A 25,058-nucleotide genomic window follows, 5' to 3' on the forward strand; every position below is an offset into this window, starting at 1 on the left:
CTCGTCCCATGTCGTTCGCTGCCAGCGGAGACCGGTTTGCCGCCTTCAGGCACGTTGCCTATACTTATTTCTTCTTCGCGCGGTTTTTGACGGCCTTTGCCACGCAGGTCGTCAGCGTCTCCGTCGGCTGGCAGATGTATGAGCACACCGGCCAACCGCTCTATCTCGGTCTGATCGGCCTCGTGCAGTTCCTGCCGTCGCTTCTGCTGATCCTGGTAACGGGCACGGCTGCGGACCGCTACAATAGGCGACGGATTTCCGCGATCTGCATTTTCGTCGGCACCCTTTGTGCGGCTGCCCTGCTGTTCCTGACGGTATCCGGCACCTTCGCGCCGCTGCCCGTATTTCTGATCCTCACGGTCTTCGGCATAGAACGCGCCTTCATGACGCCGGCCATGCAGTCGCTGGCGCCCAACCTGATCCCGCCCGAAGACTTGACGAACGCCATCACATGGAACTCGATGTCATGGGATGCCGCCGCCATCCTCGGCCCCGTTGCCGGCGGCCTGCTTTACGGTGTCGGTGCTAACGTCGCCTATTCCGTGGCCGTGCTTTTCTTTGCGGCTGGCTCGATGCTGACCTTCCTGATCCCGAAGCCGCAGCAGCGGATTGCGCATGAGAGGCGAAGCCTCAACGAGATGCTTGCCGGTTTCCGTTTCATCTGGTCGGAAAAAGTGGTGCTCGGTGCGGTCTCGCTCGATCTTTTTGCCGTACTGCTCGGCGGCGCCGTCGCGCTAATGCCCATCTATGCGCGCGATATCCTGACGCTCGGGCCGTGGGGTCTCGGCATGCTGCGCGCAGCGCCGAGCTTCGGCGCAATTGCCATGGGCCTTTTCCTGGCGACCTATCCTATCCGCAATCGGGCCGGCATCTGCATGTTTGCCGGCGTTGCCATGTTCGGCTTGGGAACCCTGATCTTCGGCATCTCGCACACGCCGTGGCTGTCAATAACAGCTCTCGCCGTCATGGGCGCTTCCGACCTGATCTCTGTCTATGTGCGCGAAACGCTGATCACACTCTGGACGCCGGATCAGGTGCGCGGCCGCGTCAATGCCGTCAACATGGTCTTCGTCGGTGCGTCGAACGAGCTTGGCGAGTTCCGCGCCGGCACCATGGCGCATTATTTCGGCGCGATCCCCGCGGTTGTCATCGGAGGACTCGGTACGCTGACAGTCGCCATCCTATGGGCCACAGGTTTCCCGCAGCTTCGCCGGATCGATAGCCTGAACGCGCCCGACCGCGACGGCGAGCCGCAGCCGGCTTGAAGGTTGCGCGATGATAAGGAAGCCGGATCGGTACAATTCGTTTTCGGTGCTTCGCGAGCATGAAACCGAAGGCGTCGATTATCGCATCCATATCGAGGATCGAGCATCGAATGTCGCCGTCATCGTTCCCCATGGCGGCTTTATCGAGCCTGCCACATCCGAGATCGCGCTGGCGATCGTGGATGAGAGGTTCTCCCTTTATCGTTTCGAAGGGCTCGATGCGGCGAGGCTCCATCATGAGCTGCATGTCACCTCCGAAAATTTCGATGAACCGATAGCAAATGGCTTGGTGGCCAAGTCGTCGATCGTCGTCGCCGTTCATGGGCGCACGGATCGGGATGACCCGCTGACGAGCTGGATCGGCGGTCTCGACACGTCGCTTCGCGACCGGATCGCCAGGGCATTGGCGCTCGACGGTTTTGCAGCGACCGCGAGAGTGAAAGGGGAGGCGCTTGCGGGAGCTTCCGCCGGCAATATCTGCAATCGCGGCAATCGGCAGGCCGGCGTCCAGCTCGAAATTCCGAGAGGCGTCAGGGATATTCTCATGAAAGACGCAGAAAAGATGAAGCGATATGCATCTGCGATCCGTGGCGCGATCGATGAATTCGATCGCGTGCTTTCGTCAGGCGAGGGCCTTTAGGCCGCCATTGCCTGCTTGCCCTCGAAAACGAGATTGAGGAATTCCGACAGCCAGGTCTTGAGTGCGGCGTCGAAGATCATGCGGCCTTCCAGATGCTCGCGGCCCTGCTGGGCGTTCGGCATGCAAAAGCGATGTTCGCCATGCACGACCCAGCGCTGCATCATGGCGCGCGTCAACTCGGCGTGAAATTGCAAGCCCCAGGCATTAGTGCCGTAGCGATAGGCCTGGTTAGGATAGGTCTCAGCCGTTGCCAGCAGGTCGGCGCCATGCGGCAGCTCGAAACCTTCGCGGTGAAAGTGATAGACCATTTGCGGCCAGCGCATCAGGAGGCGCCCCTTTTCCGTTGGCTGTAGTTCATACCAGCCGATCTCGGTCTTGCCGTCGTCACGTGCCTTCACCTTGGCACCGAGATGGCGGGCGAGCAGCTGCGCGCCCAGACAGATGCCGAGATAGGGGCGGTTTTCCTTAAGTGGTACCTTCAGCCAATCGGTCTCGGTCTTGATGAATTCGTCCGGGTCGTTGGCGCTCATCGGGCCGCCGAAGACCACGGCGCCGGCGTGGGCCTCGAGCGTGGAAGGCAAGGTATCGCCGAGGACCGGGCGGCGGATATCGAGATCGTAGCCCTTCTCCAGCAGCATCTGGCCGACGCGGCCGGGGCTGGAGCGTTCCTGGTGCAGAACGATCAATATCGGGCGGCCGGCGCTCTTCGGCGCTTCAATCATCATTGCCTGTCTCCACCCTGGAACCGGGTGCGCGTGCGGCTGCTTCCTGGCGCTTCATGATGCGCTCGCGGTCGGAAATGCCCATGAGGTCGGCGATGCGCCAGATGGCATGATCTTCCATCTCGCTGCGCTCGCCATCGGCATAGACGATATCCCAGAGTATGCCGAGCAGTTCGAGCCGCTGCGTGCTGTCGAGATGGCGCTTCAGGTCCGAGGTAAAGCGATAATAATCGACGGCCTCGCTTTCGGCTTCCTCGCCGGCCGCGATCAACTGATCGAGCTTGCGGCCATCGAGACCATATTGGTCCTTCAGGAGCTTGCGCAGCCGTTTCTTTTCGCTGTTCTCGATCTTGCCGTCCGCCTCCATGACCTGGATACACAGCGCCGCCACCGCGACACGCGGGTCGTCGGGTGCAAAGCCGGATCTGGGGTGGTCCTGGGTCAGGTTATGAAGGAATTCCTGAAAGCGTTCGAACATGCGTCTCCATTCTCAAAATGGGCCGAGCAGGGTTCTTGGGGGACCATGCTCTATCTTTTTATCTTCCCGCAATTCCGGACGTAAAACCGCGGCGCAGTTTTGCCGGAATTGCTCTAAAACAGCTTGAGCCGCGTCTTGGGTTCCGGTTCAAGTTTATGATCCTTCACGCCCGGATCATCAGGCGCACCACCGAAGAAGGGCCGGGGCTCCTCACCCTGCTGCGCCGGTTTTGGCGCGGCTTCGGATGGGCTTGAAGCGGGTTTCGCCACGGTAGGTTCCAATTCCATGACATAGGTATCGGCGGCCGGCGATGCAACTTTCGGTGAACTTGGCTTTGCCGCCGTGGTTGCGAGGGCGGCCTCGCGCACCGGCGGCAGCGATTTCAGCGCCGCATCGACCGACACCGTGGAGCCTTCTTCCACCGGCCCATCGATCTGGCCGAAGGGTGCCTTCCATTCGAAGGCATCGAGACGGCCCGTGATCGGCGACAGCGGCAGCCATTTTTCCGAGACGAAGCCGTCGGCGACCCAGGCCGGATCGCGTGGTGCGCGCAGCGCCTGCGCCATCCAGTGGCGGATGCGGCCCTGATCGCCGGTTTCGGCCTCTTCGATGTCAGCAAGCAGCAGGAAGGCGCCTTCGCGCGCATCGATCCTTGCGGCTGCTTCGGCCTTGGCACGGGCCTTGGCAAAATCGCCGGCATCCATCGCTGCCTTCGCGGTCAACAGCAGGGCTTCGACATTGTTCGGGCGGATCGCCTCCAGCCGCTCGGCGCGCTTCAAACGGTCAAGAACGGAATCGCCACTGCGAGCTCGCACATAGGCCCTGCCGACTTCGGGATGCGGCTGCGCCTTCCAGACCTGCTCGAGGATGGAGGCTGCCTTGCGCACCTTGTCTTCACGGAACAAAGCTTTGGCCGCGATCAGCGCTGCGGGCACGAAATCGTCCACGAGCTTCAATGCCGCCAGAGCATCGTCGCGCGCGCCTGTCGGATCGCTCTCCAGCTTGTCGTTGGCGCGGGCCGTCAGCAGCACTGCGCGTTGACGGTTGGCTGTGGCCTTGTCGACGACATGGGCGACCTTCTGCTGGTCCAGCAGCTTGATGGCATCATCCCAGCGGCCGGCCTGGCTGCGATATTCCAATGTCGCCTGCGCTGCCCAGGGCAGGTAGGGCGCCTGGTCGGCAGCTTTCTCGGCATATTGCCGCGCGGCTTCATGCGCGCCGAGACGCTTGGCTTCGAGAAAGAGGCCGCGCAGGCCGAGCTCGCGTGTTTCCGGATCATTGGCCATCTGCTCGAACTTCTGGCGGGCCTCGTCATGCTTACCTTCGATCAGGGCAGCCTGGGCTTCAAGGAGGTTGATGAGCGGCTCCTGATCGGCGCGGATGAGGCCGCGTGTGCGGGCTGCCATCTTGCGGGCGAGCAGCGAATTGCCGGCACCGGCAGCAATGAGGCCGGTCGACAACGCCTGATAGCCGCGATCGCGCTTGCGGGCGCGGAAGTAGCGGGTGACGGAATAGGGCGAAGTCCAGATCAACCGCACGAACCACCAGACGATCATGACAGCGGCCACGATCGCAATCAGGATCGCGGCGGCGACGATCAGCTTCGTCTGATAAAGCTGCCCTTCCCAAACCAGCGAGAGATCGCCGGGGCGATCCGCGAGCCACGAAAAGCCATAGCCGAGAGCTAGGACGAGAATGGCGAAGATAAGCAGTCTGATCATTGCTACACTCCGTCCTTAGTTCTGTTTCCCAGTATTGGCGATCGCCTTCGACAAGGCATCGCTTACCAGATCCTCGACGCGGATGCGGGCTTCCAGCGACTGCTTGAAGGCGGCCGATGCGGATTTTCCGGCATCGGGCAGGCTGTTCCACTCGGTCACCGCGCCTGGCAGATCGCCGTTCCTGACCTTGTCCTCGAAACGCGCGGCGATGGCATCGATGCTGTCGCCGGGCACATTGCCGACAGCGCGGACCTGCACCAGCGATTTCGCTCCCGACATCAGCCGGCTGCTCCAGCTCTGGTTCGGATCGTCGGTCTGCGCGGTGGCGACGATTGCGGTCGCGACATCGGAAACCTGGCGGATCAGGTCGGCGCGGGAGGGCACGCCGGTCTGGGCGAAATTCTTGAGATCGGCGACCGCTGGATCGTCCGGCGCAACATTGGCAAAGGTGTCGAGCTCGGGCTGGAAGGGACCGCCGCGGTCGATTGCCGCCTTCAACGCTGCAGCTGCGATGGCGCGGGCGACCGCGCTTTCCTGGCTCGGTCCGCTCAGCTTCTTTTCGGCATCGTCAAGACGCTTGTTGACTTCGGCATCTGAGGTTGCCTGGCTCTGCGTTGCCTTGCTGAGATCCGATTTCAGCTGCTCCACCTCGCTGGTGAGCGAAGCGATCTTCTGGTCGGAGGCGGGATTTGCGATGCCGCCCGAGCCATTTACCGGAGCGCCGTTGGCAGCGCTCGCCTCAAGTGCTGCGACGCGGGCCGTCAGTGCTTCGTCCGGCTTTGCAGCTGGCGCGGCGGCGAGATTGGCGACGCTCTGCTTGAGACCGTCGATCTCCGCATTCAGTGCGGCGATCTCAATTGAGTTGTCCTTGCCTGTACGACCGCTAGGCAGGAAGCCCGCATATTGCAAGGCGCCGGCGCAGATGAGGGCGATCAGGCCGCCGGTGATGCCGGCCGCGATAAGGCCTGATGTCGAACCCTCGCGCGACGGCGGGCGCTCGGTATGAGGCGGATGGTCGGCATGGGACGGCGGAGGATCGGCCTGCTGCGCAGCGGCCGCTTGCGGCTCATGCGGTGCGGCGCCGAAGATCGACTCCTGAGCTTCTTCGCGAAATGACTCCTTCTCCGCTTCCAGTGGCATTTCCACTTCATCAGCCGAGGAGCCACCAAGCTCGCCATGGCTGCGCTCAGTCAAATCTTCGGGAGCTGCGTCCTGCGCAGTTTTTTCGGCTTCCAGATCGATCGTGACCGGTTCGTCGTTGGGCTTCGAATGGTTAGGCGTTTTTCGCGATACCATGAGGTTCTCTTTATCATGCGCTGCAACGAAGTTAGACAGACAAGGCGATTATGGAAAGGCCTTACATCAAAATTGCGGCCTTACGCGTGGATCAGAAGCGCCATAAGCCGGTCTTCATTCGGCATGTCGGCAATATCGACATGGGATCGCATCGGCTCCGGAACTGCGCTGGCGATGGTTTGGCTTAGGCAGAGAAATCGTGTTTCGGCAAAGATGTCGGGGTTGTGCCGAACGAATGGCAAGCTGAAAAAGCGTTTCGCCGTCTCGTGGGAATAAAGCAGCACGGCGTCTGCACGGGTCTCGGCGAAAAGCCGGCGAAGAATGTTGTCGTCGGGGACGATATTCTGCATCCGGTAGCATTCGACGGTCAGGAAAGACAGGTGTCGCTCAGCCAGTCCGGCTTCGAAGCCAACCGCTCGCGGAGAACCCGCAAGATAGAGGAGGGGGCCGTCGGTCAGGCCTGAAGGATGGCTGGAGATCATGGCGGCAAGCTCCGTGCCGCCGCCTTCGGATATGGCGATATTGCTGAATCCGAGATCAGCCGCTTCTTTGGCTGTCGCCTGTCCCACGGCAAAGAGGCGGCGACCAAGGTGAGGCGCAAGATCGGAACCCAATAGCGAAAGCGCCCGGATCGCCTCGGCGCTGGTGACGGCGACGGCGCCCTGCGTGGCCAGGAGCGCTCGTCTCGCCTCCTCGACATCGTGGACAGGTTCAGCCAGCGGCAGCAGCAGGGGTTCGTGTCCCATCTGCGCCAGCCGCCGTATGGTGCGCTCACCCGAATGCTGAGGGCGGGTGACGACGACGCGCATCCTTTATCAGGTCCAGTCTTCGAAGAAGGTGCTGCCGGCCTTGGCGCGGATCGCCTGGCCGGCATTGATGCCGAGCGCCTCGGCATCACGGCGGTGGCCCTCGATGGTGGTCGTATGCACTTGGCGGCCATCCGGGGTGAGGATCATGCCGAAGAAGCGCAGATGATCGCCTTCGCAAATTGCGTAGCCGGCTATCGGCGTGCGACAGGAGCCGTCTAGCACCGCCAGGAAGGCACGCTCGCAGGATACGGCGTCGAAAGTCGGCGCGTCATTCACGGCGGCGAGCAGGTCGTTCATCCTGATATCATCGATGCGGCTTTCGATTGCTATGGCGCCCTGTGCGGGCGCTGGAGGGAATTCGTCCGGGTCGAGAATATCGGTGATGACCTCGACCATGCCCAGTCGCTTCAGGCCGGCAAGCGCCAGCAAGGTCGCGTCGGCCTGTCCCTCTTCCAGTTTGCGAAGACGGGTCTGGACCGAGCCGCGGAAGGTAATGACGTTGATATCTGGGCGCAGACGGCGGATCAGCGCCTGGCGGCGCAACGATGCGGAGCCGACCGTTGCGCCATGCGGCAGCTCGATCAGTTTCGGCGCGGTGCGGCCGATGACGGAATCGCGGATATCTTCGCGCGGCAGATAAGCGGTGAGCGCCAGGCCTTGGGGCAGCTTCGTTGCCATATCCTTGGCGGAGTGGACGGCAAAGTCGAGCTCGCCGGAAATCAGCTTCTCTTCCAACTCTTCCGTGAACAGGCCTTTGCCGCCGATTGCCGCGAGCGACCGGTCGGTAATGCGGTCGCCCTTGGTAGTGAGAACGACGATTTCGAACATTTCTTCCGGAAGACCATGGGCCGCCATCAGGCGGTCGCGTGCCTCGTGCGCCTGGGCGAGCGCCAGCGGGCTGCCGCGCGTGCCGATCCGGAAAGGTTTTGTTTGCATCCGCTTTGATCCGTTGTTACCGACAGTTCCCGTAACCATATTTCCGCTTTATCGCAATCGACCTGTAGGCAACGAACTTTCTCCATGGCATCCATTCTTCGCATTCTCGGCATCGAAACAAGCTGCGACGAAACCGCTGCAGCCATTGTCGAGCGCCGGGATGACGGCACGCCTACGGTCCGTTCCGATGTCATCCTCAGCCAGTTGGACGAGCATAGCGCCTATGGCGGCGTCGTGCCGGAAATTGCTGCGCGTGCGCATGTCGAGGCGCTCGATACGCTGATCGACGAAGCATTGAAACGCGCCAATGTGTCGCTTTCAGACGTCGATGCCATTGCCGCCACGTCCGGCCCGGGCCTCATCGGCGGGCTGCTCGTCGGCCTGATGACCGGCAAGGCGATCTCACGTGCCACAGGCAAGCCACTATACGCCATCAACCATCTGGAAGGCCATGCCCTGACGGCGCGGCTGACCGATGGACTTGCGTTTCCCTATCTCATGCTGCTCGTCTCCGGCGGCCATACCCAGCTGATCCTGGTGCGCGGCGTCGGCCAATACGAGCGCTGGGGCACGACCATCGACGATGCGCTCGGCGAAGCCTTCGACAAGACGGCCAAGCTTCTGGGGCTGCCCTATCCCGGCGGCCCTGCCGTGGAGGCAGCCGCGAAAAACGGCAATCCGGACCGCTTCGATCTGCCGCGGCCGCTGGTCGGCGAAACGCGCCTCGATTTTTCCTTTTCCGGCCTGAAGACTGCGGTACGTCAGGCTGCGACGGCGATTGCGCCTGTCACGGAGCAGGATATCGCCGATATCTGCGCCTCCTTCCAGAAGGCAATCTCGCGCACGCTGAAAGATCGCATCGGCCGGGGCCTGCAGCGCTTCAAGACGGAGTTTCCGAAGACTGAGGAAAAGCCGTCGCTTGTCGTGGCAGGTGGCGTTGCCGCCAATCTCGAGCTGCGCCGCACGCTGCAGGAGCTTTGCGATGCCAATGGTTTCCGCTTCATCGCACCGCCATTGAGATTGTGTACGGATAATGCTGTCATGATCGCCTGGGCTGGACTGGAGCGCATGGCGACGGGGGCCGCACCTGACGATCTCGATGTGCAGCCGCGCTCGCGATGGCCGTTGGATCAGAAGGCGGAAACTCTGCTCGGACATGGCAGACGAGGAGCGAAGGCATGAGCGGTAGAGAGCGGATCGCAGTCATCGGTGCCGGCGCTTTCGGCACGGCGCTTGCCGCGGTCATCGCGCTGACCGGTCGTGCCGATGTGGTGCTCGTCGGACGCAACGCAGGGCTGATGACTGACCTTGCCGCCGACCGCATGCATGACGCTGTCCTGCCCGGCATCGATCTTCCGGATTCGCTGCGGTTTTCAGCCGTGCCGGATGCAATTTCCAATGCCGGCATCGTTCTTTTTGCCATGCCTTCACAGGCGCAGGCCGATGCTGCCCGTCATTATGGCCCTTATCTCGCCAAGGATGCCGTCGTCGTTACGTGCGCGAAGGGTATCGACAAGGTCTCCGGCGATCTGCTGACCGATATGCTGGAGCGAGAGTTGCCGCAGCATGCGATCGCCGTGCTCTCAGGCCCGGGCTTTGCCGCCGACATTGCCAAGGGCCTGCCGACGGCCATGGCGATCGCCGCCGCCGATATGGCGGTGGCCGAGAGACTCGCGCAGGCGATTTCCGGCCCGACGTTTCGCCTCTATGCATCGGATGACCGCATCGGCGTGCAGCTCGGAGGCGCGCTGAAGAATGTCCTCGCCATCGCCTGCGGCATCGTCGAGGGCCGGGGTATCGGCGATTCCGCACGCGCGGCGCTGATCAGCCGTGGTCTTGCCGAGATGTCGCGCTTCGTTGCGGCCAAGGGGGGCAAGGCTGAAACCGTGCGCGGCCTATCGGGTCTTGGCGACCTCGTGCTGACGGCGACCAGCCATCAATCCCGTAATCTCAGGTTCGGTATTGCGCTTGGGCAGGGAGAGACCGTTGATCCAACGCATGGCACGCTGGTCGAGGGCGCCTATGCCGCCTCCATCGCCGCGCGGCTTGCTCAAGAGCTCAGCGTCGACATGCCGATCACCGAGGCAGTCTCCGCCATCATTGACGGCAAGCTCGACATAGCCACAGCCATCGGCCAGTTGATGACACGGCCGATCACAACGGAATAGTTTCTGGGAATAATTTCTGAATATCTGAAGGAGCCAAGCAATGCTGTTTGCCTTTGTCTGCAAGGACAAGCCCGGTCACCTGAATGTTCGCATGGAGACGCGCCCGGCGCATCTGGAGCATCTGAACAAGCTCAATGCCGAAGGCACGTTGAAGATGGCCGGTCCATTCCTGGATGCGGACGGCAAGCCGAACGGTAGTCTCGTTGTCGTCAAGGCTGAGAGCGCCGAGGCCGCCAAGGCGATTGCCGATGCCGATCCCTATACGAAGGCCGGTCTGTTCGAGAGTGTCGAGATCAAGCCGTTCAACTGGGTCTTCAACAATCCGGAGGCATGAGATATGGCGCATTGGCTTTATAAATCCGAGCCGTCCTCCTGGTCTTGGCAGCAGCAGAAGGATGCCGGCGCAAAAGGGACCGAATGGACCGGCGTGCGCAACTATCTCGCCCGCAACAACATGCGGGCCATGCAGATCGGCGACAAGGGTTTCTTCTATCACTCCAATGACGGGCTGGAGGTCGTCGGCATCGTCGAGGTCTGCGCGCTGGCGCATCCGGATTCGACCGCCAAGGACGATCCTCGCTGGGAATGTGTCGACATCCGCGCGGTGCGCGATATGCCGAATCCGGTGACCCTCAAGGACATCAAGGCCAATCCGAAGCTTTCGCAAATGGCGCTCGTCACCTCCATGCGGCTTTCGGTGCAGCCGGTGACGGATGATGAATGGCTCGAAGTCTGCCGCATGGGCGGTCTGGACAATCCGCCGGTCTGATTCCGCCTCGTTTGGCAGGGGGGAGATTCATTGAAAACCGATCCGGAAAGCTTCATCCGTGCCAATACCAGCCTCATGGCGCCGCCGCATGTGCCGGAAATCCGGCTGCATCTGGCAAGCGAGGCGCATGAGCTCTGGCTGAAGACGGAAGAGGAGCTGGAAGAGATCGGCCTGCCGCCGCCCTTCTGGGCCTTTGCCTGGGCGGGTGGCCAGGGTCTCGCGCGCTACATCCTCGATCATCCAGAGATCGTTGCCGGCAGAAGCGTCCTGGATTTTGCCAGCGGCTCCGGGCTTGTCGCGATTGCCGCCAAGCGTGCGGGTGCGCGGCATGTGCTCGCCGTCGATATCGATCCATGGGCGGGCACGGCGATCCAGCTCAATGCCGTTGAAAACGATGTGGCCCTGAATTTTTCCAGCGATGATATTATCGGGCAGGCCGTGGATGCGGGCGTCATTCTTGCCGGCGATGTCTTCTATGATCGCGATTTTGCCGCGGGCCTCGTTCCCTGGCTAAGACGTTTGGCGGGCGACGGGAAGACGGTTCTGGTCGGCGATCCCGGCAGAGCCTATCTTCCCAAGGATCGTCTGGAAGAGCAGGCAACCTATCAAGTGCCGGTGACGCGGGCGCTCGAGGACAGCGAAGTCAAGAAAACGACGGTCTGGCGATTTCTCGCCGATTGACAGCCATCAGTGCCGGATGACGCAGACGCCTGCTTCGTATGAGCAGGGATTGCCGGCATAGCGGACATCGATGACCTTCGCCTTCGGCCGCAGCGGCACGGTAGCGGGCTGGGCATAAGGATTGTAGCCGCCATAGCCGATAACATAGGTGCCGCCATCGGCCCGATAGACGTCGGCCGAGCCGGCATAGCTGCCGGCGCTTGCTGCGTCGCGTCGTTCCATGATCACGATCCGGGCGGGTTGCTGCCCCGAACCCTGCGGCTGGGATATCTGGTTGAGGCGCACGATGCCGGAGCGGTCGTGATGGTGCCAGTGGCGATAGTCGCTGGCCGAAGTCGGCGTCGAGGAAAGAGCGGCTGCCGCGAAAACGAGCGCTGCTGCCTTGAAAAGATGCGGGGCCATGATTCGATCCGCTTCGGTTCGTTAATGAAATCTTAACGGCAGATTGCCCGAAGACCGCAGCGAAGTCCATGTCAGGCTTGCCGAAATGGTAAATGGGCCGGAATGGGAGGCTCTTCTCTGCATGCTCGCTAAAGTGCAGTGCGATCCGAATCGATTAAATTCGATGCAGGCATCAATTGTGCTTGTCGATGGGCGTCTCTGTGATTATTGGTCGCAATGATGCAACGCACACTGCACGTCTCTGCGCGCGCGTTGCCCCGGATATCCGGGTTCTAAGCGTACCGTAACGCCGCGAGGTTCTGATGGCGAACGTCACACAAAACCGGCCTCTGTCGCCGCATCTGCAAATCTACAAACCCATCCCCACCATGGTCATGTCGATCGTCCACCGCATCACCGGCGGCGCGCTCTACTTCGGCACACTGCTGGTCGCCTGGTGGCTGATCGCCGCGGCGACGGGTCAGGGCTATTTCGATCTGGTCAACTGGATCATGGGCACGATCATCGGCCGCATCGTCCTGCTCGGCTACACCTGGGCGCTGCTGCACCATATGCTTGGCGGTCTGCGCCATTTCGTGTGGGATCTCGGGCATGGTTTCGATCCCGCCGTTTCGACCAGGATGGCCAAGGCCACACTCATCGCCTCGATCTGTCTGACCGCGCTGGTCTGGATCATCGGCATCGCCATCCGGCTGGGTTGATTGGCATGATCGCTACCGGAAGCGCTTGGGCGCATTTCGGATCATGCTTTAAAGGATATTTCTCATGGATATGCGCACTCCTCTGGGCAAAGTCCGCGGTCTCGGTTCCGCAAAGGAAGGTACCGATCATTTCTGGCGCCAGCGCCTGACCGCCGTTGCCAATGTTCCCCTCTTTCTCTTCTTCGTCATCTTCCTGATGATCTATGCCGGCGCGCCCTACGCTGAAGTCGTGCATGCGATCTCGAACCCGATCGTCGCTGTCATCTTCGGCCTGATGGTGATCTCCGCCCTCATTCATATGAAGATCGGCATGCAGGTCATCATCGAGGACTATGTTCATGGCGAATTCGCCAAGATCGTCCTTCTCATGCTCAACACGTTCTTCGCGATCGTGGTGGCGGGGCTCTGTCTTTTCGCCATTCTGAAGATCGCGTTCGTAGGATAATTGCATCATGGCACCGAACTCATCCGCTCAGAATGGGCCCGCTCAAAACGGGAAAGCCTACAAGTATATCGACCACTCCTATGACGTGATCGTCGTCGGCGCCGGCGGTGCCGGCCTGCGCGCCACGCTCGGCATGGCTGAACAGGGCTTCCGCACCGCCTGCATCACCAAGGTCTTCCCGACCCGCTCGCACACCGTCGCAGCCCAGGGCGGCATCGCCGCCTCGTTGCAGAACATGACGCCGGACAGCTGGCAGTGGCACCTCTACGACACCGTCAAAGGCTCCGACTGGCTCGGCGATGTCGATGCCATGCAGTACATGGTGATGGAAGCGCCGAAGGCTGTCTACGAGCTTGAGCATTACGGCGTGCCCTTCTCGCGCAACGAAGAAGGCAAGATCTATCAGCGCCCGTTCGGCGGCCACATGCAGAATTTCGGCGAGGGACCGCCGGTGCAGCGCACCTGTGCCGCCGCCGACCGTACCGGCCACGCCATCCTGCATACGCTTTACGGCCAGTCGCTGCGCAACAATGCGGAATTCTTCATCGAATATTTCGCGCTCGACCTCATTATGTCCGACGATGGCAGCCGCTGCACCGGCGTCGTTGCCTGGTGCCTCGATGACGGCACGATCCATCGCTTCGCCGCCAAGATGGTGGTACTGGCGACCGGTGGCTACGGCCGCGCCTATTTCTCGGCAACATCCGCCCATACCTGCACCGGCGACGGTGGTGGTATGGTGGCTCGCGCCGGCCTGCCGCTGCAGGACATGGAATTCGTTCAGTTCCACCCGACCGGCATCTACGGCTCCGGCTGCCTGATCACCGAAGGCGCACGCGGCGAAGGCGGTTATCTCGTCAATTCCGAAGGCGAGCGCTTCATGGAACGCTATGCGCCTTCGGCGAAGGACCTTGCTTCGCGTGACGTCGTTTCACGTTGCATGACGCTTGAGATCCGTGAGGGTCGCGGCGTCGGCAAGAACAAGGATCATATCTTCCTGCACCTCGACCATCTCGATCCGGCCGTGCTGCACGAGCGTCTTCCCGGCATTTCCGAAAGCGCACGCATCTTCGCCGGCGTCGATGTGACCCGTGACCCGATCCCCGTCCTGCCGACCGTTCACTACAATATGGGCGGCATTCCGACGAACTATTGGGGCGAAGTGCTGAATGCCGACAGCAACAATCCCGAGCGCGTGCTGCCGGGCCTGATGGCCGTCGGCGAAGCCGGCTGTGCATCGGTGCATGGTGCCAATCGCCTCGGCTCCAACTCGCTGATCGACCTCGTGGTGTTTGGCCGTGCCGCCGCTATCCGTGCCGGGCAGGTCATCGACCGCGTCGGCCCGGTTCCTCCGGTCAACGTTGCGGCCTGCGACAAGATCATGGAACGCTTCGACCGCCTGCGTCACGCCAGCGGCTCGACACCGACGGCAGCACTGCGCGAAAAGATGCAGCGCGCCATGCAGGAAGATGCGGCCGTGTTCCGCACGCAGGAATCGCTGGAATCCGGCTGCCGCCGTCTTTCGGAAATCTGGGGTGAAATGTCCGACATCAAGGTCACCGACCGTTCGCTGATCTGGAATTCCGACCTCGTCGAAACGCTGGAGCTGCATAATCTGATGGCCAACGCCATCACGACGATCTACGGCGCCGAGGCCCGCAAGGAAAGCCGCGGTTCGCATGCCCGCGAAGACTATACAGAGGGCAAGTTCGCCGGCCGCGACGACGAGAACTGGCGCAAGCACACGCTTGCCTGGGTCAACGAGGCGGGCGACGTGAAGCTCGACTATCGTCCGGTTCACACCGACCTGATCGCCGAAGGCATCGATCCGCACAAGATCGAGCCGAAGGCACGCGTGTACTGATCTGAGAGGAACTGACCATGGTTGAACTCGCTCTCCCCAAGAACTCTCAGATGCGCGAAGGCAAGGTCTGGCCGAAGCCGGTCGGCGCCAAGAACACGCGCGAATTCCGCGTCTATCGCTGGAGCCCGGATGACGGCCAGAATCCGAGCATCGACACCTATTATATCGATGTCGACGATTGCGGCCCGATGGTGCTCGACGGTCTGCTCTATATCAAGAACAACATCGACCCGACGTTGACCCTGCGCCGCTCCTGTCGCGAAGGCATTTGCGGCTCCTGCGCGATGAACATCGACGGCACCAACACGCTCGCCTGCACCAAGGGTCTGGACGAGATCAAGGGCACGGTGAAGGTCTATCCGCTGCCGCACATGCCCGTCGTCAAGGACCTCGTGCCGGATCTGACGAACTTCTACGCCCAGCACCGCTCGATCGAACCTTGGCTGAAGACGGTATCGCCGCCGCCGGCCAAGGAATGGAAGCAGAGCCATGAAGACCGCCTCAAGCTCGACGGCCTCTACGAATGCATCCTGTGCGCCTGCTGCTCGACCTCCTGTCCGAGCTACTGGTGGAACGGCGACCGTTACCTGGGGCCGGCCGTTCTGCTGCAGGCCTATCGCTGGCTGATCGACTCCAGAGACGAAGCCAAGGGCGAGCGCCTCGACAACCTCGAGGATCCGTTCCGCCTCTATCGCTGCCATACGATCATGAACTGCGCCCAGACCTGCCCGAAGGGTCTGAACCCGGCCAAGGCGATCGCCGAAATCAAGAAGATGATGGTCGAGCGGCGGGTCTGACCCGCCGTTTCCGGTCATTTGACCGCGAACGAAAGAAAGAATGCTTCGGTAGATTTGCCGAAGCGCCCGAGTGGCCTACAGGCAAGATGATGTATCATTCCGTCTCGGATGGGATCGATCAGGACGGCGAAATTTGCCACTGGCGTCCATTTTGGGTGAGGCTGTCAGAGATTAGCCTTGAAACCACCCGATTCTTGTCCAGCTATCGCCTACGGCAATTTGTAGCGGTATCGACTTGATTAACCAAAGTGAAATACGATAATTCGGACATCATTAAATATCACTTTGCCGATGTCAGCGGTGGACAATCATTTAGGAGTGTGATGATGCAGTTTAGATATGCAGTGACGGCTGCGGCGATTGGTCTGTCGCTTGCCGGTTGCCAGCGCACGGCATACAACAACGACAGTTATTCTTCTCCGCCGCCACTGCAGGCTCAGCCTGTTCCTTCCGTACAATCCAGCCAGCTTCCGCCCGCAGGCGCCGGCAACGGTTCGCAATTCCCTGCCGCTCCAGCGAGCGCGCCGAATGCGGCCAATCCAGCGCAGCAGCAGGCGATGGCGGCTTCGGCCATGGATGTCACGAAGGAATCGATGGTCGGCAGCTGGAAGGTGAGCAACGGCGGATCGAGCTGCGACATGTTCCTGACGCTGACCAACCTCGGCAGCGGCTCGCGCGGCGGCACGCGCGGCTGCGCGGGCGAACTCACCTCGATGGGGTCGTGGGAAGTCTCCGGCAAGCAGGTTCTCCTGAAGAATCGTGACGGTTCGACGATCGGTACGGTCTACAAGACGGCCGATTCGCGTTTTGACGGTTCGACTGCCTCCGGCCAGCCGCTCAGCCTCAGCCGATAAGCTTATTTTGAAAGGGGCAGCACCTTTCGGGTGCGCCCTTGTTTTGCACAGGCGGATATTTCCCCATGCAGCCCATGCCAGATTATTCGATCAGCGTCTGCGAACAGCTGAAGGCGCTGACGGCGTCCGGATCCCTCCAGGTGGATTCGGCGCAGATGGATGTGGCGAAAATGCTGGATCGGGTGCTTGCCGATCTCAAGCGCAAGCGGCCCGCCGCGAAATCCAGCGCGCTCGGCTGGATGTTTGCCGCGCGCAAGAAATCGGCCGAGACGATCAAGGGCCTCTATATTCACGGCAGCGTCGGCCGCGGCAAGACCATGTTGATGGATATGTTCTTCGCGATGGCGCCCTGCCCGAAGAAGCGCCGGGCGCATTTTTTCGAGTTCATGAACGATGTGCACAACCGGATTGCGGCGCAGCGGCTGAAATTCAAGAACGGCGAGACAAAGCAGACCGACCCCATACCGCCTGTTGCCGCCGATCTCTACGCCGAAGCCGAATTGCTGTGCTTCGATGAATTCACGGTCACCGACATTGCCGATGCGATGATCCTCTCGCGGCTATTTTCGGAGCTATTCTCGCTCGGCTGCGTGCTGATCGCCACCTCGAATGTCGAACCTGATAATCTCTACCGTGATGGGCTCAATCGCGGCCTCTTCCTGCCTTTCATCGATCTCCTCAAGAAGCATGTCGATGTGGTGACGCTGGATTCGCCGACCGATTACCGCATGGAGAAGCTGAACAGCCAGCCCGTATATCTGACACCGCTCGATCAGCGCACCGACATGGCGATGGATGCATCCTGGATGCAGGCGTTGCACGGGCGCAAGGCGCAGCCGGCGGAGATCCCGATGAAGGGGCGCTCCATCCACGTCCCGCTCGCCGTCGACCGCATGGCGCGCTTTTCCTTCGCCGATCTCTGCGACGCGCCGCTCGGGCCTGCCGATTTCCTCGCCATCGCCGAACGTTTCGATACGATCTTCCTCGATCGCGTGCCGAAGCTCGGCCCGGACAAGCGCAACCAGACGAAGCGTTTCATCATTCTGATCGACACGCTTTACGACCATAATATCCGCCTTTACGTCTCCGCGGCTGCCATGCCGGAAGATCTCCTCGAGGAGCGGCGGGGGACCGAGGGCTTCGAATTCGACCGCACGGCATCGCGGCTTTTCGAGATGCGCAGTGCCGAATATCTCGCGCAGACTCCGGCCCGGCGCGCTGCCGAGTAACAATTCGGTGACAGAGTTTCTTACGTTTACGTAAGAATTTTTCGATCTAACCGATTGAAATTCCTGATCTCAAAATAATCAATTGCCAATTTCGACCTTTGGGTCTATGCGATTGGCGGCTATTGTGGATGCCTGTCACGGTGTCCCGCCACGGATTTTGATCGCAAAGGATACACCGAAATGGCGCGCAACAAGATCGCACTTATTGGTTCTGGCATGATTGGTGGCACGCTGGCGCATCTCGCCGGCCTGAAGGAACTGGGCGACATCGTCCTGTTCGACATCGCGGACGGCATTCCTCAGGGCAAGGGTCTCGACATCGCCCAGTCCTCTCCCGTCGAGGGCTTCGACGCCAACCTCACCGGCGCCAGCGACTATTCCGCGATCGAGGGCGCTGACGTCTGCATCGTCACCGCCGGCGTTCCCCGCAAGCCGGGCATGAGCCGCGACGATCTCCTCGGCATCAACCTCAAGGTCATGGAGCAGGTCGGCGCCGGCATCAAGAAGTACGCCCCGAACGCTTTCGTGATCTGCATCACCAATCCGCTCGACGCCATGGTCTGGGCGCTGCAGAAGTTCTCGGGCCTGCCGACCAACAAGGTTGTCGGTATGGCTGGCGTGCTCGATAGCTCGCGCTTCCGCCTCTTCCTCGCCAAGGAATTCAACGTATCGGTCGAAGACGTCACGGCTTTCGTCCTCGGCGGCCACGGCGATTCGATGGTGCCGCTTGCTCGCTACTCCACCGTTGCCGGCATTCCGCTGACCGACCTCGTCACCATGGGCTGGCTCACTGCCGAGCGCCTCGAAGAAATCATCCAGCGCACCCGTGATGGTGGCGCCGAGATCGTCGGCCTGCTCAAGACCGGCTCTGCCTATTACGCTCCGGCAGCTTCCGCCATTGCGATGGCCGAATCCTACCTCAAGGACAAGAAGCGCGTTCTGCCTTGCGCCGCTCATCTCGATGGTCAGTACGGCGTGAAGGACATGTATGTCGGCGTTCCCACCGTCATCGGTGCCGGCGGCATCGAGCGCGTCATCGAGATCGACCTGAACAAGGCCGAAAAGGAAGCCTTCGACAAGTCGGTCGCAGCCGTTGCCGGCCTCTGCGAAGCCTGCGCCACCATCGCGCCGTCGCTGAAATAATCTAGCCGTTCCAACAGGGATAAATCCATGAATATTCATGAATACCAGGCCAAGGCGCTGTTGAAGAGCTATGGCGCACCCGTCGCGGACGGCGTTGCCATCTTCTCCGCCGATGAAGCCGCTGCTGCTGCCAAGCAGCTTCCAGGCCCGCTTTACGTCGTCAAGAGCCAGATCCACGCCGGCGGCCGCGGCAAGGGCAAGTTCAAGGAACTCGGCCCGGATGCCAAGGGCGGCGTTCGCCTCGCCAAGTCCGTTGACGATGTTGTCGCCAACGCCAAGGACATGCTCGGCAACACGCTGGTGACCAAGCAGACCGGCCCTGCCGGCAAGCAGGTCAACCGCCTCTACATCGAAGACGGCGCCGACATCGACCGCGAACTCTACCTCTCGATCCTGGTCGACCGTTCCGTCGGTCAGGTCGCTTTCGTCGTTTCGACCGAAGGCGGTATGGACATCGAGACTGTTGCGCACGACACGCCGGAAAAGATCATCACCGTCGCCATCGACCCGTCGACGGGCGTGACGGCTGCCGACACGGCTGCTCTTTCCGACGCGCTGAAGCTCGAGGGTGCTGCCCGCGAAGACGCTGCCAAGCTCTTCCCGATCCTCTACAAGGCCTTCGTCGAAAAGGACATGGCGCTCCTCGAAGTCAACCCGCTGATCGTCATGACCAACGGCCGCCTGCGCGTTCTCGACGCCAAGGTTTCCTTCGACGGTAACGCTCTCTTCCGTCACGAAGACGTCCGCGCGCTGCGCGACGCGTCGGAAGAAGACGAGAAGGAAATCCAGGCGCACGAATATGACCTCGCCTATGTCGCCCTAGACGGCAACATCGGCTGCATGGTCAACGGCGCCGGTCTCGCCATGGCAACCATGGACATCATCAAGCTCTACGGCGCTGAGCCGGCGAACTTCCTCGATGTCGGCGGTGGCGCCACCAAGGAAAAGGTTACGGCCGCCTTCAAGATCATCACTGCCGATCCGGCTGTCCAGGGCATTCTGGTCAACATCTTCGGCGGCATCATGAAGTGCGACGTCATTGCCGAAGGCGTGCTCGCAGCCGTCAAGGAAGTCGGTCTGAAGGTTCCGCTCGTCGTTCGCCTCGAAGGCACCAATGTCGAGCTCGGCAAGAAGATCATCAACGAATCCGGTCTCAACGTCATCTCCGCAGATGACCTGGACGATGCCGCCCAGAAGATCGTGAAGGCAGTCAAGGGCTGATCGGGATGGCTGCTTCCTTCGCTCCAACGGCTGCTCATCTCCGCCTCGGTGCCTTTGCCGGCACCTGGGAAGGGGAAGAGCATGTCGCGGCTTCGGCCTGGACGAAGGAAGGCATGGCAACCGCGCGCCTCACGGCCGAATGTCTGTTCGGCGGTTTTTTCGTCGAACAGCGCTACGTGCAGACGCGGGACGGCAGCACGTCGTTCGAAGCCCGGAACATTCTCGGCTTCGACGCTGCCGATCAGGCCTACAAGCTCTATCAGTTCGATACGGTGGGTTTCGTGCCTGCCGCGCCGGCTTCCGGCGAATGGATCGACGACAAGCTTGTCCTGACTAAGGTCTCGCCGCGCGGTCAGCAACGCACTCTCTTCCAGTTCGAAAATGAAGACTGCTACCGTATGGGCGTCACGTTCTCGCCCGCCGGCAGCGATACATGGCAGGAGGTCGTCAGTGGCTCATATCGCCGCGTTGCCTCCGCGTCTTCCAACCTCTCGTAACAAAGGCCTCGCATGTCTATTCTCATCAACAAAGACACCAAGGTTCTGGTTCAGGGCCTGACCGGCAAGACCGGTACCTTCCACACCGAACAGGCGCTTGCCTATCACGGCACGAAGATGGTCGGCGGCATCCACCCTTCCAAGGGCGGTGAAACCTGGACCGGCAAGGACGGCGAAAAGCTGCCGATCTTCAAGTCCGTCGCCGAAGGCAAGGACGCGACCGGCGCCAACGCCTCGGTCATCTACGTGCCGCCGGCAGGCGCTGCGGCTGCGATCCTCGAAGCGATCGAAGCCGAGATCCCGCTGATCGTCTGCATCACGGAAGGCATTCCGGTTGCCGACATGGTCAAGGTCAAGGACCGCCTGATCAAGTCGAAGTCGCGTCTGATCGGACCGAACTGCCCGGGCGTTCTCACCCCGAACGAATGCAAGATCGGCATCATGCCGGGCTCCATCTTCAAGAAGGGCTCCGTCGGCGTTCTCTCGCGTTCCGGCACGCTGACTTATGAAGCCGTGTTCCAGACCACCAATGAGGGCCTCGGCCAGACGACCGCTGTCGGCATCGGTGGCGACCCGGTCAAGGGCACCGAATTCATCGACATCCTGGAAATGTTCCTCGCCGACGACGAAACCAAGTCGATCATCATGATCGGCGAAATCGGCGGTTCGGCTGAAGAAGAAGCCGCGCAGTTCCTCAAGGACGAAGCCAAGAAGGGCCGCAAGAAGCCGATGGTCGGCTTCATCGCCGGCCGCACGGCACCTCCCGGCCGCACCATGGGCCATGCGGGCGCCGTGATTTCCGGCGGCAAGGGCGGCGCGGAAGACAAGATCGCAGCGATGGAAGCCGCAGGCATCCGCGTGTCGCCGTCGCCGGCGCGTCTCGGCAAGACGCTGGTGGAAGTCCTGAAGGGCTGAGCCTACCTATCGCAATGCCGGACGGGGCGGCAGTCGCCTTGTCCCGTCCGGTTTAGACATTCGTAAGTGCATAGCTGCGGCCTTCATGGCTGTGAACGAATACGGTCGCCGGGAACCCGAAAACCGGCAATGCAAACAAGTTGGGAGACGGGCGAGAGCGCCCGCAGATTCACCATGGCAAGGCAAGAAGCCAACGAGCAATTTCAGATCACCTCGTTCCTGGATGGCGCCAACGCTGCCTATATCGAGCAGCTCTACGCGCGCTACGAGGACGATCCTTCATCGGTTTCCGACGAATGGCGGTCTTTCTTCAAGGCGCTCGAGGATAGTCCCGACGATGTGAAGAAGGCAGCCAAGGGCGCCTCCTGGCAGCGGAAGAACTGGCCGATCCCGGCAAAGGGCGATCTGGTTTCCGCGCTCGATGGCGACTGGGGCGTGGTCGAAAAGGTCATCGAAACCAAGCTGAAGGCGAAGGCGGAAACTGCCGGTACGCCGGCGAGCGCGACCGACGTCCTGCAGGCGACGCGCGACAGCGTCCGCGCCATCATGATGATCCGCGCCTATCGCATGCGCGGCCACCTGCACGCCAAGCTTGACCCGCTCGGCATCGCCGCACCGGTCGAAGACTACAAGGAACTGTCGCCGGAAGCCTACGGCTTCACCGAGGCCGACCTCGACCGCAAGATCTTCATCGACAACGTGCTCGGCCTCGAATTCGCAACCATTCGCGAGATGATCGAGATTCTCGAGCGCACCTACTGCTCCACCCTCGGCGTCGAGTTCATGCACATCTCCAATCCGGAGGAAAAGGCATGGATTCAGGAACGCATCGAAGGGCCGGACAAGGGAATCGCTTTCAATCCCGAACGTAAGAAGGCCATCCTGCAGAAGGTCATCGAAGCCGAAGGCTACGAGCAGTTCCTCGACGTCAAGTTCAAGGGCACCAAGCGTTTCGGCCTCGACGGCGGTGAATCGCTGATCCCGGCGCTCGAACAGATCCTGAAAAGCGGCAGCCAGCTCGGTCTCCGCGAAGCCGTCTTCGGCATGGCCCATCGCGGCCGCCTGAACGTGCTGTCCCAGGTCATGGGCAAGCCGCACCGTGCCATCTTCCACGAGTTCAAGGGCGGTTCCTATGCGCCGGACGAAGTCGAAGGTTCGGGCGACGTGAAGTACCATCTCGGTGCCTCCTCGGACCGCGATTTCGACGGCGCCAAGGTGCACGTCTCGCTGACGGCAAACCCGTCGCACCTCGAAATTGTCAACCCGGTCGTCATGGGCAAGGCCCGCGCCAAGCAGGACATGGGTGCCACGCAGTGGGACGGTGACATCATCCCGCTTTCCGAGCGTGCCAAGGTCGTGCCACTGTTGATCCATGGTGACGCGGCTTTCGCCGGCCAGGGCGTCGTTGCCGAAATCCTCGGCCTTTCCGGTCTGCGCGGCCACCGTGTAGCCGGCACCATGCACGTCATCATCAACAACCAGATCGGCTTCACTACCAATCCGGCCTTCTCGCGCTCGTCGCCCTATCCGTCCGACGTCGCCAAGATGATCGAGGCGCCGATCTTCCACGTCAACGGCGACGATCCGGAAGCCGTCGTCTATGCGGCGAAGATCGCGACCGAATTCCGCATGAAGTTCCACAAGCCCGTTGTGGTTGATCTCTTCTGCTACCGCCGCTACGGCCACAATGAAGGCGATGAGCCGTCCTTCACGCAGCCGAACATGTACAAGGTCATCCGTGCCCACAAGACGGTGCTGCAGATCTATTCGCAGCGGCTGATCAGCGAAGGCGTGCTGACCGAAGGCGAAGTCGAGAAGATGAAGGCCGATTGGCGCGCCCACCTTGAGCAGGAGTTCGAGGCCGGCCAGTCCTACAAGCCGAACAAGGCTGACTGGCTTGACGGCGAGTGGTCCGGCCTGCACACGGCCGACAATGCCGACGAGCAGCGCCGCGGCAAGACCGCCGTTCCGATGAAGTCGCTGAAGGAGATCGGCCGCAAGTTGTCGGAAATCCCGGCCGGCTTCCATGCGCACCGCACCATCCAGCGCTTCATGGAAAATCGCGCCAACATGGTGCAGACGGGCGAGGGCATCGATTGGGCCATGGCGGAAGCTCTGGCATTCGGTTCGCTCGTCGTCGAAGGCCATAAGATCCGCCTGTCCGGTCAGGATTGCGAACGCGGCACCTTCTCGCAGCGTCATTCGGTACTCTACGATCAGGAAACCGAAGAGCGCTATATCCCGCTCGCCAATCTCTCGCCGACTCAGGCCCGCTACGAAGTCATTAACTCGATGCTCTCGGAAGAAGCGGTTCTCGGCTTCGAATACGGTTATTCGCTCGCCCGTCCGAACGCGCTAACCCTCTGGGAAGCCCAGTTCGGCGACTTCGCCAACGGCGCGCAGGTCGTGTTCGACCAGTTCATCTCGTCGGGCGAACGCAAGTGGCTGCGCATGTCCGGTCTCGTCTGCCTGCTGCCGCATGGCTACGAAGGTCAAGGTCCGGAACACTCTTCGGCCCGTCTGGAACGTTATCTGCAGCTCTGCGCCGAAGACAACATGCAGGTCGCCAACGTCACGACGCCGGCGAACTACTTCCATATCCTGCGCCGTCAGCTGAAGCGCGACTTCCGCAAGCCGCTGATCCTGATGACGCCGAAGTCGCTGCTGCGCCACAAGCGCGCCGTATCGACCCTGGCGGAGATGGCCGGCGAAAGCTCCTTCCATCGCCTGCTTTGGGATGATGCGGAGCTGATCAAGGACAGCCCGATCAAGCTGCAGAAGGACAACAAGATCCGTCGCGTCGTCATCTGCTCGGGCAAGGTCTATTACGATCTGCTGGAAGAGCGCGAGAAGCGCGGTATCGACGACATCTACCTGCTGCGCATCGAACAGCTCTATCCGTTCCCGGCCAAGGCGCTCATCAACGAGCTCAGCCGCTTCCGCAATGCGGAGATGGTCTGGTGCCAGGAAGAGCCGAAGAACATGGGCGCATGGTCCTTTATCGATCCGTATCTGGAATGGGTGCTTGCCCATATCGATGCCAAGTACCAGCGCGTTCGCTACACCGGCCGTCCGGCCGCCGCCTCTCCGGCGACGGGCCTGATGTCCAAGCATCTGTCGCAGCTTGCGGCGTTCCTCGAGGACGCGCTCGGCGGTTAAGGGGTTGCGCGATGGCCTATTTCCATCTGAAACTTGTGCCGCCGCGCCCTAGCTTTCCGCATGACGGCACAGAGGAGGAGATGGCCGCCATGCAGCAGCACGCAGCCTATTGGCGAAAACATGCGAGTGCCGGGACGGCAATTGTCGTCGGCCCGGTCTTCGCGGCCGATGGTGCTTTCGGCGTGGCTATCGTCGATGTGGAGCATGCCGATGCCGCCAAATCGCTTGGCGATGCCGATCCCGTCCTTCTCGCCGGGCTCGGTTTCCGTATCGAAATCTCGCCGATGCCCTCACTCATTCTCCGGCCGTCCGTCGCCGGTAATTCTATCTAAGTCATAACGACGAA

General features: G+C 61.4%; 26 protein-coding genes. 19 read left to right on the forward strand and 7 right to left on the reverse strand.

Annotated elements, in window-relative coordinates:
* The first annotated feature begins 8 nt into the window (after window positions 1-8).
* Window positions 9-1,265 carry an MFS transporter gene (locus PH562_RS26700; RefSeq protein WP_285176710.1) on the forward strand — a complete coding sequence of 419 codons (1,257 nt, stop codon included), beginning with the start codon at window positions 9-11 and terminating at the stop codon, window positions 1,263-1,265.
* Between the two features lie 10 nt (window positions 1,266-1,275).
* A complete protein-coding gene (locus tag PH562_RS26705) occupies window positions 1,276-1,905 on the forward strand; it encodes a poly-gamma-glutamate hydrolase family protein (protein WP_285176711.1) in 630 nt (209 codons plus the stop codon).
* Here PH562_RS26705 and PH562_RS26710 read toward each other — a convergent pair.
* The 6 genes from PH562_RS26710 to hemC form a co-directional block, all read right to left on the reverse strand.
* The gene (locus PH562_RS26710) at window positions 1,902-2,627 is read right to left on the reverse strand and encodes a glutamine amidotransferase (RefSeq protein ID WP_285176754.1); all 726 of its coding nucleotides are present in this window, start codon (window positions 2,625-2,627) and stop codon (window positions 1,902-1,904) included. The genes PH562_RS26705 and PH562_RS26710 overlap by 4 nt on opposite strands.
* Entirely contained in the window at window positions 2,620-3,105 is a 486-nt protein-coding gene (locus PH562_RS26715) for a tellurite resistance TerB family protein (protein WP_285176712.1), read from the reverse strand. Before PH562_RS26715 ends, PH562_RS26710 begins: the two co-directional genes overlap by 8 nt.
* Window positions 3,106-3,218: 113 nt before the next feature.
* On the reverse strand, window positions 3,219-4,826 hold the full coding sequence (locus PH562_RS26720; protein WP_113407837.1) for a heme biosynthesis protein HemY: 1,608 nt from the start codon (window positions 4,824-4,826) through the stop codon (window positions 3,219-3,221).
* A gap of 15 nt (window positions 4,827-4,841) precedes the next feature.
* Window positions 4,842-6,122, reverse strand: a complete 1,281-nt coding sequence (locus tag PH562_RS26725) for a COG4223 family protein (RefSeq protein WP_285176713.1) — start codon at window positions 6,120-6,122, stop codon at window positions 4,842-4,844.
* 80 nt (window positions 6,123-6,202) lie between these two features.
* On the reverse strand, window positions 6,203-6,931 hold the full coding sequence (locus PH562_RS26730; protein ID WP_285176714.1) for a uroporphyrinogen-III synthase: 729 nt from the start codon (window positions 6,929-6,931) through the stop codon (window positions 6,203-6,205).
* Between the two features lie 6 nt (window positions 6,932-6,937).
* A complete protein-coding gene (gene hemC / locus PH562_RS26735) occupies window positions 6,938-7,867 on the reverse strand; it encodes a hydroxymethylbilane synthase (RefSeq protein ID WP_285176715.1) in 930 nt (309 codons plus the stop codon).
* Between the two features lie 84 nt (window positions 7,868-7,951).
* Here hemC and tsaD point away from each other — a divergent pair, with 84 nt between their 5' ends.
* Genes tsaD through PH562_RS26760 form a run of 5 tightly spaced genes read left to right on the forward strand, consistent with a single transcriptional unit; the run spans window position 7,952 to window position 11,485 of the window.
* The gene (tsaD, locus tag PH562_RS26740; protein WP_285176716.1) at window positions 7,952-9,049 is read left to right on the forward strand and encodes a tRNA (adenosine(37)-N6)-threonylcarbamoyltransferase complex transferase subunit TsaD; all 1,098 of its coding nucleotides are present in this window, start codon (window positions 7,952-7,954) and stop codon (window positions 9,047-9,049) included.
* Complete coding sequence (locus PH562_RS26745; RefSeq protein WP_285176717.1) at window positions 9,046-10,035, forward strand: NAD(P)H-dependent glycerol-3-phosphate dehydrogenase; 990 nt, start codon at window positions 9,046-9,048, stop codon at window positions 10,033-10,035. Before tsaD ends, PH562_RS26745 begins: the two co-directional genes overlap by 4 nt.
* Window positions 10,036-10,075: 40 nt before the next feature.
* The gene (locus PH562_RS26750; RefSeq protein WP_015341422.1) at window positions 10,076-10,369 is read left to right on the forward strand and encodes a YciI-like protein; all 294 of its coding nucleotides are present in this window, start codon (window positions 10,076-10,078) and stop codon (window positions 10,367-10,369) included.
* 3 nt (window positions 10,370-10,372) lie between these two features.
* Entirely contained in the window at window positions 10,373-10,804 is a 432-nt protein-coding gene (locus PH562_RS26755; protein WP_113231516.1) for an EVE domain-containing protein, read from the forward strand.
* Window positions 10,805-10,834: 30 nt separating this feature from the next.
* Entirely contained in the window at window positions 10,835-11,485 is a 651-nt protein-coding gene (locus tag PH562_RS26760) for a class I SAM-dependent methyltransferase (RefSeq protein WP_285176718.1), read from the forward strand.
* 6 nt (window positions 11,486-11,491) lie between these two features.
* Here the strand turns inward: PH562_RS26760 and PH562_RS26765 are convergent, their stop codons facing one another.
* Window positions 11,492-11,887 (reverse strand): hypothetical protein, encoded by a 396-nt coding sequence (locus PH562_RS26765; protein ID WP_285176719.1) that lies wholly within the window; start codon window positions 11,885-11,887, stop codon window positions 11,492-11,494.
* Between the two features lie 302 nt (window positions 11,888-12,189).
* Here PH562_RS26765 and sdhC point away from each other — a divergent pair, with 302 nt between their 5' ends.
* The 12 genes from sdhC (at window position 12,190) to PH562_RS26825 (ending at window position 25,044) form a co-directional block, all read left to right on the forward strand.
* Window positions 12,190-12,588, forward strand: a complete 399-nt coding sequence (sdhC, locus tag PH562_RS26770) for a succinate dehydrogenase, cytochrome b556 subunit (RefSeq protein WP_113231519.1) — start codon at window positions 12,190-12,192, stop codon at window positions 12,586-12,588.
* A 64-nt stretch (window positions 12,589-12,652) separates the two neighbouring features.
* Window positions 12,653-13,033, forward strand: a complete 381-nt coding sequence (sdhD, locus tag PH562_RS26775) for a succinate dehydrogenase, hydrophobic membrane anchor protein (RefSeq protein WP_069613381.1) — start codon at window positions 12,653-12,655, stop codon at window positions 13,031-13,033.
* A gap of 7 nt (window positions 13,034-13,040) precedes the next feature.
* A complete protein-coding gene (sdhA, locus tag PH562_RS26780; RefSeq protein ID WP_285176720.1) occupies window positions 13,041-14,897 on the forward strand; it encodes a succinate dehydrogenase flavoprotein subunit in 1,857 nt (618 codons plus the stop codon).
* Between the two features lie 17 nt (window positions 14,898-14,914).
* Window positions 14,915-15,694 (forward strand): succinate dehydrogenase iron-sulfur subunit, encoded by a 780-nt coding sequence (locus tag PH562_RS26785; RefSeq protein WP_112607823.1) that lies wholly within the window; start codon window positions 14,915-14,917, stop codon window positions 15,692-15,694.
* Window positions 15,695-16,020: 326 nt separating this feature from the next.
* Complete coding sequence (locus PH562_RS26790) at window positions 16,021-16,548, forward strand: protease inhibitor Inh/omp19 family protein (RefSeq protein WP_113231665.1); 528 nt, start codon at window positions 16,021-16,023, stop codon at window positions 16,546-16,548.
* 65 nt (window positions 16,549-16,613) lie between these two features.
* Window positions 16,614-17,777, forward strand: a complete 1,164-nt coding sequence (gene zapE, locus PH562_RS26795) for a cell division protein ZapE (RefSeq protein ID WP_285176721.1) — start codon at window positions 16,614-16,616, stop codon at window positions 17,775-17,777.
* 180 nt (window positions 17,778-17,957) lie between these two features.
* Window positions 17,958-18,920, forward strand: coding sequence for a malate dehydrogenase (gene mdh, locus PH562_RS26800; protein WP_015341411.1), 963 nt, complete (start codon window positions 17,958-17,960; stop codon window positions 18,918-18,920).
* A 27-nt stretch (window positions 18,921-18,947) separates the two neighbouring features.
* Window positions 18,948-20,141 carry an ADP-forming succinate--CoA ligase subunit beta gene (gene sucC, locus PH562_RS26805; protein WP_285176723.1) on the forward strand — a complete coding sequence of 398 codons (1,194 nt, stop codon included), beginning with the start codon at window positions 18,948-18,950 and terminating at the stop codon, window positions 20,139-20,141.
* 5 nt (window positions 20,142-20,146) lie between these two features.
* A complete protein-coding gene (locus tag PH562_RS26810; RefSeq protein WP_285176724.1) occupies window positions 20,147-20,638 on the forward strand; it encodes a DUF1579 family protein in 492 nt (163 codons plus the stop codon).
* Window positions 20,639-20,650: 12 nt separating this feature from the next.
* Window positions 20,651-21,553, forward strand: coding sequence for a succinate--CoA ligase subunit alpha (sucD, locus tag PH562_RS26815; protein ID WP_068388874.1), 903 nt, complete (start codon window positions 20,651-20,653; stop codon window positions 21,551-21,553).
* 174 nt (window positions 21,554-21,727) lie between these two features.
* Window positions 21,728-24,712, forward strand: a complete 2,985-nt coding sequence (locus PH562_RS26820) for a 2-oxoglutarate dehydrogenase E1 component (protein ID WP_113231526.1) — start codon at window positions 21,728-21,730, stop codon at window positions 24,710-24,712.
* Window positions 24,713-24,723: 11 nt separating this feature from the next.
* Window positions 24,724-25,044 (forward strand): YciI family protein, encoded by a 321-nt coding sequence (locus tag PH562_RS26825; protein ID WP_285176725.1) that lies wholly within the window; start codon window positions 24,724-24,726, stop codon window positions 25,042-25,044.
* Window positions 25,045-25,058 lie beyond the last annotated feature (14 nt).

Source organism: Rhizobium centroccidentale (assembly GCF_030182565.1).
GTDB lineage: Bacteria > Pseudomonadota > Alphaproteobacteria > Rhizobiales > Rhizobiaceae > Rhizobium.